The organism is Cypionkella sp. TWP1-2-1b2, from assembly GCF_049896245.1.
Classification (GTDB): domain Bacteria; phylum Pseudomonadota; class Alphaproteobacteria; order Rhodobacterales; family Rhodobacteraceae; genus Cypionkella.
This window is the reverse complement of record NZ_JAFCTX010000004.1, coordinates 180,753-193,239: the sequence shown is the minus strand read 5'-3', so window position 1 is coordinate 193,239 and position 12,487 is coordinate 180,753. Positions and strand designations below refer to the sequence as shown.

9 protein-coding genes and 2 pseudogenes are annotated in these 12,487 nt (G+C 61.3%); 7 read left to right on the top strand and 4 right to left on the bottom strand.

The window, feature by feature from the left end; translation table 11 throughout:
* A pseudogene (locus tag ACP7AP_RS04080) lies at positions 1–383 on the top strand (IS3 family transposase); the annotation flags it as partial.
* Here the strand turns inward: ACP7AP_RS04080 and ACP7AP_RS04075 are convergent.
* On the bottom strand, positions 314–865 hold the full coding sequence (locus tag ACP7AP_RS04075) for a PIN domain-containing protein (protein ID WP_426032486.1): 552 nt from the start codon (positions 863–865) through the stop codon (positions 314–316). The pseudogene ACP7AP_RS04080 and the gene ACP7AP_RS04075 sit on opposite strands and share 70 nt — an antisense overlap.
* 357 nt (positions 866–1,222) lie before the next feature.
* Here ACP7AP_RS04075 and ACP7AP_RS04070 point away from each other — a divergent pair.
* The 4 genes and pseudogenes from ACP7AP_RS04070 to ACP7AP_RS04055 all read left to right on the top strand — a co-directional run bounded on the left by ACP7AP_RS04070 (position 1,223) and on the right by ACP7AP_RS04055 (position 5,772).
* Positions 1,223–2,383: pseudogene (locus ACP7AP_RS04070) on the top strand (IS30 family transposase).
* 113 nt (positions 2,384–2,496) lie between these two features.
* Positions 2,497–3,939, top strand: coding sequence for a DHA2 family efflux MFS transporter permease subunit (locus tag ACP7AP_RS04065; protein WP_426032484.1), 1,443 nt, complete (start codon positions 2,497–2,499; stop codon positions 3,937–3,939).
* A gap of 47 nt (positions 3,940–3,986) precedes the next feature.
* A complete protein-coding gene (locus ACP7AP_RS04060; RefSeq protein ID WP_426032482.1) occupies positions 3,987–4,760 on the top strand; it encodes a hypothetical protein in 774 nt (257 codons plus the stop codon).
* Positions 4,761–4,947: 187 nt separating this feature from the next.
* On the top strand, positions 4,948–5,772 hold the full coding sequence (locus ACP7AP_RS04055; RefSeq protein ID WP_426032480.1) for a TolB family protein: 825 nt from the start codon (positions 4,948–4,950) through the stop codon (positions 5,770–5,772).
* Here the strand turns inward: ACP7AP_RS04055 and ACP7AP_RS04050 are convergent.
* Positions 5,760–6,176, bottom strand: a complete 417-nt coding sequence (locus ACP7AP_RS04050; RefSeq protein WP_426032478.1) for a hypothetical protein — start codon at positions 6,174–6,176, stop codon at positions 5,760–5,762. The two genes, ACP7AP_RS04055 and ACP7AP_RS04050, sit on opposite strands and share 13 nt — an antisense overlap.
* A gap of 299 nt (positions 6,177–6,475) precedes the next feature.
* On the opposite strand from ACP7AP_RS04050, the gene clpB reads away from it, so the two are divergent.
* Positions 6,476–9,088 (top strand): ATP-dependent chaperone ClpB, encoded by a 2,613-nt coding sequence (gene clpB / locus ACP7AP_RS04045; RefSeq protein WP_426032476.1) that lies wholly within the window; start codon positions 6,476–6,478, stop codon positions 9,086–9,088.
* A 248-nt stretch (positions 9,089–9,336) separates the two neighbouring features.
* Positions 9,337–10,587, top strand: a complete 1,251-nt coding sequence (locus ACP7AP_RS04040) for a glycerate kinase type-2 family protein (RefSeq protein ID WP_426032474.1) — start codon at positions 9,337–9,339, stop codon at positions 10,585–10,587.
* A gap of 313 nt (positions 10,588–10,900) precedes the next feature.
* Here ACP7AP_RS04040 and ACP7AP_RS04035 read toward each other — a convergent pair whose 3' ends face one another.
* A complete protein-coding gene (locus ACP7AP_RS04035; RefSeq protein WP_426032472.1) occupies positions 10,901–11,626 on the bottom strand; it encodes a copper homeostasis protein CutC in 726 nt (241 codons plus the stop codon).
* Positions 11,619–12,476 (bottom strand): ROK family protein, encoded by an 858-nt coding sequence (locus ACP7AP_RS04030; RefSeq protein ID WP_426032470.1) that lies wholly within the window; start codon positions 12,474–12,476, stop codon positions 11,619–11,621. The genes ACP7AP_RS04035 and ACP7AP_RS04030 overlap by 8 nt, the downstream gene beginning before the upstream one ends.
* Between the last annotated feature and the right edge of the window lie 11 nt (positions 12,477–12,487).

The window sequence follows — 12,487 nt, the reverse complement described above, 5'->3', positions numbered from 1 at the left end:
TTGGCTGGGCCATCAGCAACCGGATTAAGCAGGATCTGGCACTGAGGGCGCTCAGCATGGCAATCGCACTGCGGAGGCCGCCACCGGGCTGCATTCACCACACGGACCGTGGCTCGCAATACTGCGCTCATGATTATCAAAAGCTTCTGCGCAACAAAGGGTTCAAGGCATCGATGAGCGGCAAGGGCAATTGCTACGACAACTCTGCTGTCGAAAGTTTCTTCAAATCGCTGAAGGCCGAACTGGTCTGGCGCCGGAACTGGCAAAGCCGCCGCAAGGTCGAAGTTGCCCTCTTCGAATACATAAACGGCTTCTATAATCCCCGACGCAGACACTCAGCAATTGGCTGGAAATCCCCCGTGGCTTTCGAACAGAAGGCCGCCCAACATGAGCACCTGACCGGAACGAAACCGGGACAGGTCCAGATCTGCCTATGGAACGGTGCAACTTTTGCAATGGCACGATCGGCAGCGCGGGCCTTTATGTTCTCGCTGGCTGGGATCGGCACGGTCATGGTAAACAGCTTCTCGATCAGGCTCACAGCTTCGCTCACCGCCTCACTACCAACCGCAATGCGGTGATCTATCTCGTTTAAGTGACGCAGAACCTTGTCTCGTCCTTCTTCGGGTCCGAACTGAACGATGGCATCCTTCACCCGCTTGAAGTGGCTCGATAGGCTGGCTCGGGTGGATGCGATCACTCGGTCGCGGTTTCGGGCAAACTCGTCCAAGATGATCTGCGGCAGGATCAATTCAACGGCATCGGCCTCTTTCATTGTAAGAAGTGCGTCGAGCAGTGGCAGGTGGCGAGAATCCTTCGTGATATCCAGCCATACAGATGTGTCGATCAACAGCCTGAGTTTCATCTTTGCCCCGCGTAAGGGTGAAAACATAGCCTAGCAGCGAGTTGGTCCGCAACGCTGACCTAAACGGGCAATGCTGGCAATGGTATTGCGGCGGCCGTGCCGCACCGTCGACGGGCCACTTACCTGTCGGTGCATAGATAGTGCGGAAGAGTTCGCGGCTCACAATGTAAATGCAGCAAATGCCGCTCTGTCCCGCATAACAGCCACACCACCGCCTTCCTTGACACGGGTCATTCCACTTACCTTTGCAAAGCAGCTTCGACGCTGACCCCCAACCCCACTTCCCAAAATGGTTAACGGTGGGTTCAACCGGTCAGCGCAACATCTTTGATTTGAGATGTTATGAAAGGACCCAAGATGGCACGAACCGGCCGCCCAGGCTAATCGCACGAGCAGAAGACCGAACTCTGGCGACGTTGGAAGGATGGGGAGACACTGAGTGAGATCGGGCGTGCATTGGGCAAGCACGCGGCATCGGTGTTTGGCGTTGTCGCAGCGAAGGGTGGTTTTGCGCCGATGCCCCGGTCGCGCAAATCCGGGTCTCTCAGCATGACGGAGCGGGAAGAGATATCGCGCGGCCTCGTTGAAGGGCGCTCTTTCAGGCAGCTTGGCCGACTTCTGGGGCGGGCTGGTTCCACAATCAGCCGTGAAGTTGCCTGTAATGGCGGCCGCCGGGCCTATCGAGCCATCCGCGCTGATGATCGGGCATTGGAATGCGCACGCCGCCCCAAGCCCTGCCTGTTGGCATTCAGCCCGGCCCTGTGCAAACTGGTCGCCGGAAAGCTGTCGGGGCAATGGTCGCCACAGCAGATCGCTGGGTGGCTGAGGTCCCAGTATCCCGGAGACGCTTCCATGAACGTATCGCACGAGACGATCTACAAAACCCTGTTCATTCAGGCACGTGGCGTGCTCAAGAAGGAGCTGCTGGCCCACCTGCGCAGCCGCAGGATCATGCGCAGGGGCCGAACCTCGACAACGGCGGGGCAGACGCGGGGGCAGATCATTGATGCCGTGTCGATCCGCGACAGACCAGCTGAGATCGAGGATCGAGCCATTCCCGGCCACTGGGAAGGCGATCTGCTGAGTGGTGCCAGAAACAGCCACATCGCCACGCTCGTCGAACGCAGCTCGCGCTTCGTGATGCTGGTCAAGGTCGCCGGCAAGGACAGCGACAGCGTAGTCAGCGCCTTGATTGCCTGGGTGCAACATCTGCCGCAGGGCGTGATGGCCTCGCTGACCTGGGATCGGGGAACGGAACTGGCTTATCATCGCAAGTTCACCGTCGCGACGGATGTCAGCGTCTACTTCTGTGATCCGAAAAGCCCCTGGCAGCGCGGCAGCAACGAAAACACAAATGGTTTGCTGCGCCAATACTTCCCGAACGGCACGGACCTATCCGTCTACACCCAAGGAGATCTCGACCAAGTTGCCCTGCGGCTGAACACGAGGCCATGAAAAACGCTTGGCTTTCACACGCCCGCTGATACCTTTGATCGAGCCGTTGCGCTGACCGGTTGAACCCACCAACCCTTCATTAAAAAATTCGTAACCCCCTGATCCAAAACAATAACCCCAAGGTCCCGACTCGGGACCACACCCAAAACACCCATATCCACCCCCTTCACAACCGCGTGCCACCCCTCCGAACCGCCCTTGCACCCGCCCGGACCTTGCCGCATCTTCTCGCCATGCCCTCCGCCCGCATCCTGCCCCTGATCGTCGCGACAGCCCTGTTGATGGAGAATATTGACAGCTCCGTCCTCGCCACCTCGCTGCCCCAGATCGCCCGCGATCTGAACTCTGATCCGATCCACCTCAAGCTGGTCCTCACCACCTACCTGCTCGCCCTTGCCGTCTTCATCCCCGCCTCAGGCTGGATGGCCGACCGCTTCGGGGCGCGCAAAATCTTCCGCGCGGCCATCGTGGTGTTTGCCCTCGGCTCCATCGCCTGCGCCCTCTCCACCAACCTGATCGAGCTCGTCGCCGCGCGCGCCCTGCAAGGTCTGGGCGGCTCAATGATGACCCCGGTGGGCCGCCTGATCGTGCTGCGCGGCACCCCCCGCGCTGGCCTCGTCGGCGCGCTGGCCTGGCTAACCGTACCAGCCCTTCTCGGCCCCGTTCTAGGCCCACCCTTGGGCGGCTACATCACCACCTATTGGGACTGGCGCTGGATCTTCTGGATCAACATCCCGATCGCGGTGCTCGGCGTGATCCTCGCAACCCTGTTCATCCCCGATCTGCGCGAGCCGGAACCCCGCCGCTTTGACACCGCAGGCTTCCTGCTGCTCGGCCCCGGCCTTGCGGGCTTTTTGACGGGCGCCACCCTGATGGGCCTGAACCTCGCCAGCCCGCTCGCCGTGATCACGCTGACCGCCGGGGGCGCGGCCCTGATCGCCCTCTACGTCCGCCACGCCCTGCGCACGCCCAACCCGATGGTGGACCTGCGCCTGCTCGCCCTGCCCACCTTCCGCATCTCTGTCACCGCAGGCACGCTGTTCCGCGTCGGTGTCGGCGCACTCCCCTTCCTGCTGCCCCTCATGCTGCAACTTGGCTTCGGGCTGAACCCGTTCCAATCCGGCATGATCACCTTCGCCTCGGGCATCGGCGCGCTGGTGTTGAAATTCGCCGCCCAACCGATCCTGCGCCGCTTTGGCTTCCGAAGGGTGCTGCTGGTCAACGCGCTGATTTCCTCGCTGTTCATCCTCGCCCCCGCAGGTTTCACCCCACAAACGCCGTGGCTTCTGATGCTGGGCGTGCTGTTCATCGGCGGCCTGTCGCGGTCACTACAATTCACATCCGTCAACGCCATCGCCTATGCCGAAGTGCCATCGGAACGGCTATCCTCAGCCACCTCATTCACCGCCGTTCTGCAACAACTGTCCGGTTCCATCGGCATCACCCTTGCCGCGATGACGCTGGAGGGTGCGGGCTATCTGCGCGGCACCTCGGCCACTGACTTGGGCAACTTCCCCATCGTGTTCATCGTGATCGCCTTGCTGTCGCTGTCGTCTGCGGTGATCTTCGCCAAGCTGTCGCCGCAGGCCGGCGCGCAACTGGTCCGCGCCGCAGATTGACAGCAGACGGCTTTCCGCCGAGTCTGGCGAAAACGAAAGGCCCGCGCATGGACATCAACCTGACCTTTGAGCGCCCCGAAGATGGCCCAAAATCTGGCCCGGTGACCATCGGCTGGTTTCTGACACAAGACAAAGGCGCGGTGCTCTATGATCCGCCCGAGCGGGTGCTGTTTCGCCAAACCAACAAGACCCATGCCAAATCGGCCAGCCGTTGCCCGGCGGTGATCCAGTTGGAAAGCCGCTATTTCATGATCAAATGCCCGTTTGACATGCACCTTGGCTTTGGCCGCGATGACAAAGGCAAGCCGCATCTGGTCAACCGGGCAGGGGCGGCCTCGACCATCCGCGCCAACAAACTGGGTGAGGTGATGACGTTGGTGTCAGAGGCCGAATGGCGCTACCCGGATCGCCCGACCGTGCAGATGTCGCTGCCCTACTGCTTTATCGCGGATGAGCTGGTCTATATCACCCAGCTTTCGGCCTTTGCACATTACCGCCGCGAACAACTGCCCGGCACGATTTTTGGCGGGCGCTTCCCGTTGAACATCTGGCCACGTCCGCTGATGTGGGCGTTTGAATGGCATGAGCCGGAGAAGGACATTATCCTGAAACGCGGCGAGCCTTTGTTCTACTGCCAGTTTGAGGCCGAAGGGCCAGATCGCCCAGTGCAGGTGATCGAGGCCGAGAAAACCCCGGAGTTGCAGAAATATCTGGAACAGATTGGCGGCGTGGTGAACTACGTCAACCAAACCTTCGGGCTGTTCAAAGCCGCCGAGGCGTTGCGGCCAAAGAAATTGCTGACGCCGAAGGAACGCGGGTAATCATGGGTAGGGGGGGGTTCACCCCGCCAATCCAGGCGGCGGGTGAACCCCGCCCTACATCTTATCTGATAGGGTTGCGGTGCGTAGCTTTCTGGAAATTTACGATCTCGCCAGTAGATGGAACGTGGGTAATCATGGGTAAGGGCGGGGTGAACCCCGCCCTACCCCTTAGTTTGATAGGCTTGTCATGCGCAGCTTTCTGGAAATCTATGATCTCGCCAGTGCCACCTCTCGGTTGCTGCTGGAGACTGAACGGCATATCGAAGCCCCGAATTGGGAGCCTTCCGGCAAGAGTTTGTTGATCAATGCCGAAGGGCGGCTGTTTCGGGTAAATCTTGCTGCGCCGTCGATGATACCTGTCGAAACGGGCGCGGCGGTAAAGCTGAACAACGACCACGGCATCAGCCCCGATGGCAGTCAGATCGTGATTTCTTCGCATCATGAGGGCCAAGGCTCGCAGATTTATCTGCTGCCTGCCACGGGGGGTGATCCAGTTAAGGTTTCCCCTGAAGCGCCGAGTTGGTGGCATGGCTGGTCGCCGGATGGCAAGATGCTCGCCTATGTTGCAGCACGGGGCGAAAAGACGGTGATCGACGTCTACACCCTGCCGCTGGGCGGCGTTGAATCGCGGTTGACCATGGGGGAAGGCCATTGTGACGGGCCAGACTTTTCCGCCGATGGTCGCCAGATTTACTACAACTGTGACCGCGACGGCCATGCCCAAATCTGGGTGATGGCGGCAGATGGCACGGATCAACACAAGCTGTTCGCGGATAAATACGTCAACTGGTTCCCGCATCCGTCACCGGATGGTCGGCACCTGCTGTATCTGGCTTACCCGCCCGGCACTTTGGGCCATCCGGCAAACCTGCCCGTGGCGCTCTGCCTTTGTGACCCAAATGGCCAAATCCGTCGCCGGATTTTGGAATTCACCGGCGGGCAAGGCACCATGAACGTGCCCAACTGGGCCTCCGATTCCCGCGCCTTTGCCTATGTGCGTTACGAGCCCTGAACCCGGCTCGCCGCAACCGGGCCTGCCTGAACCGGAGTGGGTGGCCGCACCCCCATCATGCGATGCGTGTTGCTCCAGACCGAGATATAGACCTCTGCAGCCCCGCTTGGGGAAAGATGCTCTGGCGTCAAACCGACGATTCGTACCCGCAAATGATCGCTGTGCCGCAAGGGTTCGGTCATAACGGTTGTGGCGGCAGGCCCCAAATATCCCAGATGCCGGAAGCTGCGGCGCGGCAAAATCCCCAGCAAAGGTCGTTTTGCTTGCGCAAAAATCCCAATCTTACCATCGGGTTGCAGGTGCAACTCTGCGGCATCCCCAATACACAGGCCACTTTTGCCGATATGCAGCAGCAGGCCTTGCACCGGAGCCTTGTGAATCAATACCTGCAAAATATCCTGCATCTGCCCCGCCTTTTTCTTGTTCTGATTTCCGATTGGGCTGCAAACACCTTGCGGGGCAAGACCGTTCAGCACACTTCTGGTTGTAAGAGCCAGAACTGGCGGCATCGCGCCGACCCCGTGTAGCATTATCGGCGGATTCGTGTGCACAACTGCTCAAACCCTGCATAAATTTGCCGGGCTGTCCTTGATCCACGGCATTGCAAAGCCAATCACAACTCCCCAAATATCGCCCAAGGCCACCGTCGATGGGCTGGAGATCCGGGCATCGCTGGGGCGCTTGAGCAAAAGGAGTGATACCGATGAATTTAGAGAAATTCACGGAGCGGTCGCGCGGTTTCATCCAAGCGGCGCAAACGATTGCCATGCGGGAAAGCCATCAGCGGCTGGCACCCGAACATCTGTTGAAAGCCATCATGGACGATGATCAGGGGCTGGCCAGCAACCTGATCCGCCGCGCCGGGGGTGAACCTTTGCGCGTGGTGGAATCTTTGGCCTTGGCGATGGGCAAACTGCCGAAAGTCTCCGGCGACGCGCAGCCCTTCATGGACCCGAACCTTGTTAAGGTGCTGGACGAGGCTGAAAAACTCGCCAAGAAATCGGGCGACTCGTTCGTTCCGGTGGAACGTCTTCTGATGGCGCTGGGCATGGTGAAATCCGCCGCCAAAGATGCCCTCGATGCAGGCGCTGTCAGCCCGCAAAAGCTGAACGCTGCGATCAACGACATCCGCAAGGGCCGCACTGCCGACTCAGCTTCGGCAGAAGAAACCTACGACGCGCTGAAGAAATACGCCCGCGATCTGACCGAGGCCGCCGAGCAGGGCAAAATCGACCCGATCATTGGCCGCGACGAAGAAATCCGCCGCGCCATGCAGGTGTTGTCGCGCCGCACCAAGAACAACCCGGTGCTAATCGGCGAACCCGGCGTCGGTAAAACCGCAATCGCCGAGGGCCTCGCCCTGCGCATCATCAATGGCGATGTGCCCGAATCCTTGCGCAACAAGAAACTGATGGCGCTGGACATGGGCGCTTTGATCGCAGGTGCGAAATATCGCGGTGAGTTTGAGGAACGTCTGAAAGGCGTTCTCAACGAAGTCACCGCCGCAAATGGCGATATCATCCTGTTCATCGACGAGATGCACACGCTGGTCGGCGCGGGCAAATCCGATGGCGCGATGGATGCCGCCAACCTGATCAAACCTGCCCTCGCGCGGGGTGAACTCCATTGCGTCGGGGCCACGACGCTGGATGAATACCGCAAATATGTCGAGAAAGACGCCGCTTTGGCCCGCCGCTTTCAGCCCGTGATGGTGTCAGAGCCGACGGTCGAAGACACCATTTCGATCCTGCGCGGCATCAAGGAGAAATACGAACTGCACCACGGCGTCCGTATCAGCGACTCGGCCCTCGTCGCAGCCGCCACCCTGTCGCACCGCTATATCACCGACCGCTTCCTGCCCGACAAAGCCATTGACCTGATGGATGAAGCCGCCTCCCGTCTGCGGATGGAGGTCGATAGCAAGCCCGAAGAACTCGACCAACTTGACCGCCAGATCCTGCAACTGCAAATCGAAGGCGAGGCGTTGAAGAAGGAAGATGATGCCGCCAGCAAAGATCGTCTGGAAAAGCTGGAAAAAGAACTGGCGAACCTGCTGGAGCAATCCGACGCCATGACGGCCAAATGGCAAGATGAGCGGGACAAGCTGGAAGTGGCCCGCGATCTGAAAGAGCAACTCGACCGCTTCCGCGCCGAGCTGGATCAGGTCAAACGCGACGGCAATCTGGGCCGTGCAGGCGAACTCAGCTACGGCATCATTCCGGGGCTGGAAAAGAAACTGTCCGAAGCCGAAGCACGCGAAGGTGATCTTCTGGTGTCCGAAGCCGTCCGCCCAGAACAAATTGCCGAAGTGGTCGAGCGTTGGACCGGGATCCCCGTCGCCAAAATGCTGGAAGGTGAACGTGAGAAGCTACTGAAGATGGAGGAAGAACTTGGCAAACGCGTGATCGGCCAGCAGGCCGCCGTCACCGCCGTTGCCAATGCTGTCCGCCGCGCCCGCGCTGGGCTGAACGACGAAGGCCGCCCCTTGGGCAGCTTCCTGTTCCTCGGGCCAACGGGTGTGGGCAAGACCGAACTGACCAAAGCCGTCGCCGAATATCTGTTCGACGACGACGCGGCGATGGTGCGGATTGATATGTCCGAATTCATGGAGAAACACTCGGTATCCCGCCTGATCGGCGCGCCTCCGGGCTATGTCGGTTATGATGAAGGCGGTGTTCTGACCGAAGCCGTCCGCCGCCGCCCCTATCAGGTGGTGTTGTTTGATGAGGTCGAAAAGGCCCACCCCGACGTGTTCAACGTGCTTCTGCAAGTGCTGGATGATGGCATGCTGACCGACGGTCAGGGCCGCACCGTCAGCTTCAAGCAAACGCTGATCATCCTGACCAGCAACTTGGGCGCGCGGGCGCTTTCGGAACTGCCCGAAGGTGCTGATCAGGCAGGCGCGCGGGCGCAGGTGATGGAAGCCGTGCGGCAGCACTTCCGCCCGGAATTCCTGAACCGTCTAGACGAGCAGATCATCTTTGATCGACTGAACCGCGCCGATATGGCCGGGATCGTGGAAATCCAGTTGCGCAAACTTGAGGCCCGTCTGGTGGGTCGCAAGATCACGCTGGATCTTGACCCGCAGGCGAAGGCTTGGCTGGCCGATGAAGGCTACGATCCGGTGTTCGGGGCGCGTCCGCTAAAACGGGTGATTCAGAACCACCTGCAAAACCCGCTGGCCGAGATGATCCTGTCGGGCGACGTGCTGGACGGTGCGACGATCAAGGTCAGCGCCGGGGCAGATGGTTTGATCATCGGCGACCGTGTGTCAGCCTCGCGGCGCGCGCGACCGTTGCAGGCCGTGGTGCATTAATCCTCTGTGACAGTGCCTGCCCCGGTGGTGCGGGGCGGGCGCTATTTTATGTTCAGTTGCTGTTTTGGCCGTCGCAAACTTGCTGATTTTCATTCAAAAGCCGCGTTTCGAAGTTACACATACTACATTTAGTATCTCGCTTTCCAACTTACACAAGTCATTCCCAGCGGGGAAAGCCAATCTTCAGCGCATATGGACTTGCCCTTGCTCCCACGCCAACATGGCGCGACTTGCAGCAAGGATGGCCGATGACCCCCGAAGACCGCCAGCTTCTGACCGCGCTTTTCGATGCTGCCGTGCAAGCGGCAGACCCGCATCAAGCCCTGCGCGCCCATTTGCCTGCCCGCCCGAAGGGTCGGCTGGTGGTGGTTGGTGCGGGCAAAGGCGCGGCGCAACTGGCGGCGGCGTTTGAAGATTTGTGGGACGGGGCGCTGCAGGGCGTGGTGGTGACGCGCTATGGGTATGGCTGTCCGACCCGGCAGATCAAGGTTTTGGAGGCGGCGCATCCGGTGCCGGACCACGCTGGGCTCGCGGCCTCGGCTGCGCTGTTTGACGCGGTGCGGGGGCTTTCGGCGGATGATCTGGTGGTGGCGTTGATCTGCGGGGGGGGGTCGGCTTTGCTGCCCTGCCCGCCGGGGGATTTGACGCTGGAGGATGAGGCGGGGTTGAACCGGGCCCTGCTGGCCAGTGGCGCGCCGATTTCGGTGATGAACGCGATCCGCAAGCAGGTGTCGGGCATCAAGGGCGGGCGGTTGGCAGCGGCGTGCTCTCCGGCGCAGGTGGTTTCCTTGGTGGTGTCGGACGTGCCGGGGGATGATCCGGCGCAGGTGGCGTCTGGCCCGACGGTGCCGGATCGGGTGACGCGGGAAGCCGCGCGGGAGATGGTGGCGGTTTGGCAGATTGAACTACCTGCGAAGGTGTTGGCTTGGCTGGCGGGGGAGGACGGGCGTGCCCCTGATCCTGATGATCCGGTGTTTGCCGGGCATGAGGTGCGGGTGATCGCCTCGGCCCGGATCAGTCTGGAGGCGGCGGCAGCGGCCTCGGCGGTGCCTGCGGTGATCTTGTCGGATGCGATTGAAGGTGAGGCGCGGGATGTCGGGCGGGTTCATGCCGCGGTTGCGCGGGAGGTGTTCAATCGGAACCGACCGTTTCAGCGGCCTGTGGTGATCTTGTCGGGCGGCGAGACCACGGTGACCTTGCGGGGCAAGGGGCGGGGCGGGCGCAACTCGGAGTTTTTGCTGGCGCTGGCTTTGGCGGCGGAGGGCGTCGATTTCGCGGCTTTGGCGGCGGATACGGATGGGATTGATGGCTCGGAAGATAATGCCGGGGCCTTCGCGGATGGGGCCTCGATGGCGTGGCTGCGGGATCTGGGGCTGGACCCTGCGGCGCTGCTTGCGGGCAATGATGCCTATTCGGCTTTTGAGGCCTTGGGGGATCTGTTCGCGCCGGGGCCGACCGGGACCAATGTGAATGATTTCCGGGCGATTTTGATCCGGTGAGGCGGTGGTCCCAACTCGGGGCCAATTTATCTGTTTTGATTAAATGGGGTGGGGCAGGGAGTTTGCGGATTTCAAATGGGCGGCCGGGGGACAGGTCATTTTCATTTCTACCTGAAGGATGAAACCCTCGAAGTCAAAGCTGCGTGTTGGGCAATGCATTTGGAAACCTAATCTTCGATTGCCCGCCCAAAATGGCGGCAAAGTCCGCATTGCCGCCACTGGCTTGAGTTGCGATCATGGCCCTGCAAGCGCGTTTCCTTTGCACCAATAGTGCATTTAAAGCGCCGCGGCAGCGGTTCCCAATCTGTCGAAGCTACCTCGCTAAATCCGCCAATGCCGTTTTCAGCGCTGCAACCTTCGCTCTGTCGGTGCGTTTTTCGCTGCCCGACTGGAAGCCGAAGGCGAGGGCTTCGCCGCCGCTGGGCAGCGGGCTGGCGCAGGAGGCGTGAATTTCGCGCAAGCCGAGGTGGGATAGTTTTGGCAGGGTTTCCAGCGAGATGCCCGAGCCGGGCATGATGATCAGGTCTTGGCCTGCGGTTTGCATCATGGCTTTGAGCGTTTCGATGCCATTGGCGGCGGTTAAGGCGCCACCAGAGGTCAGGATGCGGCGGAAGCCTAGGGCCTTGGCGAGAGTGACGGCTTCGGGCTTGTTCGGGGTCAGGTCGATGCAGCGGTGCAGCGTGGTGTCCAAGCCTGCGGCCTCGCTCAGCAAGACCCGCAGGACGGCTTCATTCAGGCGGCCATCACGGTGGCTTGCGCCAAGGACGACGCCTTTCAGGCCGGCCTGCCGGGCGGCGCGGATGTCGGCGCGCATCACCTCAACCTCTGCCACGGTGTAGGTGAAATCACCCGAGCGCGGGCGGATGATCGGGTAGCACAAAGCGCCGGATTGCGCGGCCATTTGCATCAGACCCAGCGTCGGGGTGAGGCCGCCGAGGCCAAGGGCGGCGCAAAGCTCGATGCGATCCGCGCCGCCTGCGATGGCTTCGGTGAGGCCAGCGGGATCATCGACGCAGACTTCGAGAAGGATTTTAGCCATATTTGGCCTCCCCTGCGGCGGCGGCTCCGGCGAGGCCCGCATCGGCGGAGACTGTGGCGGGGACGACCAGAGGCGCATCGGTTTGGCGCAGGATGCGGGCGCGGGTGGCGGTATCCAGTGCGGCGATCAGGGTGTGGTCGTTGCCCAGACCGCCGCCGACCGGGACGATGTCAGCGCCGATCAGGTTGACAACCATCGCCAGCTGCCCCGAAAGCAGATCGAGCCACCGGGTGACGGTTGGGCTGGGGGCGATTTTCCACGCGGCGAGGATGGCTTCGGCACTGGCGTCTTGCCCGGTGAGGTGTGTGTGCAGGCGTTCCAGACCGCGCGCGCCGCCGATGGTGTCGAGGCAGCCGATTTGGCCGCAGCCGCAGGGAAAGGCGGGGTCGTGGACGACGGGGCCGTGGCCCCATTCGCCCGCGTAGCCGCCCGGCCCTGTGACGATCTGGCCGTTCAGCACAAGGCCGCCGCCGACCCCGGTGCCAAGGATGATGCCGAAGACGTTGCGATGGCCTTTGCCCGCGCCAGAGGTGGCTTCGGCCATCGCAAAGCAATCGGCGTCGTTCAGGATCAGCACGGGTCGGTTGAGCGCGGCTTCCAGATCGGCTGCGACGTTGCGGCCGTCCAGACAGGGGATATTGGCGACTTTGATCCTGCCTGTGGTGGGATCGACGACCCCGGTGATCGAGATAGCTATGGCGGATTCGCTGGTGTGGAAGACGGCGAGAGCGGCGGTGAAGGTGGCAAAATCCTGCGTGGGGGTGGCGGTTTCGCCTAAGGGATGCAGGTGGCCGTTGCGCACGCGGGCCGCTTTGATGCGGGTGCCGCCGATATCGAAGGCTAGGATCATCTGGCGCACTC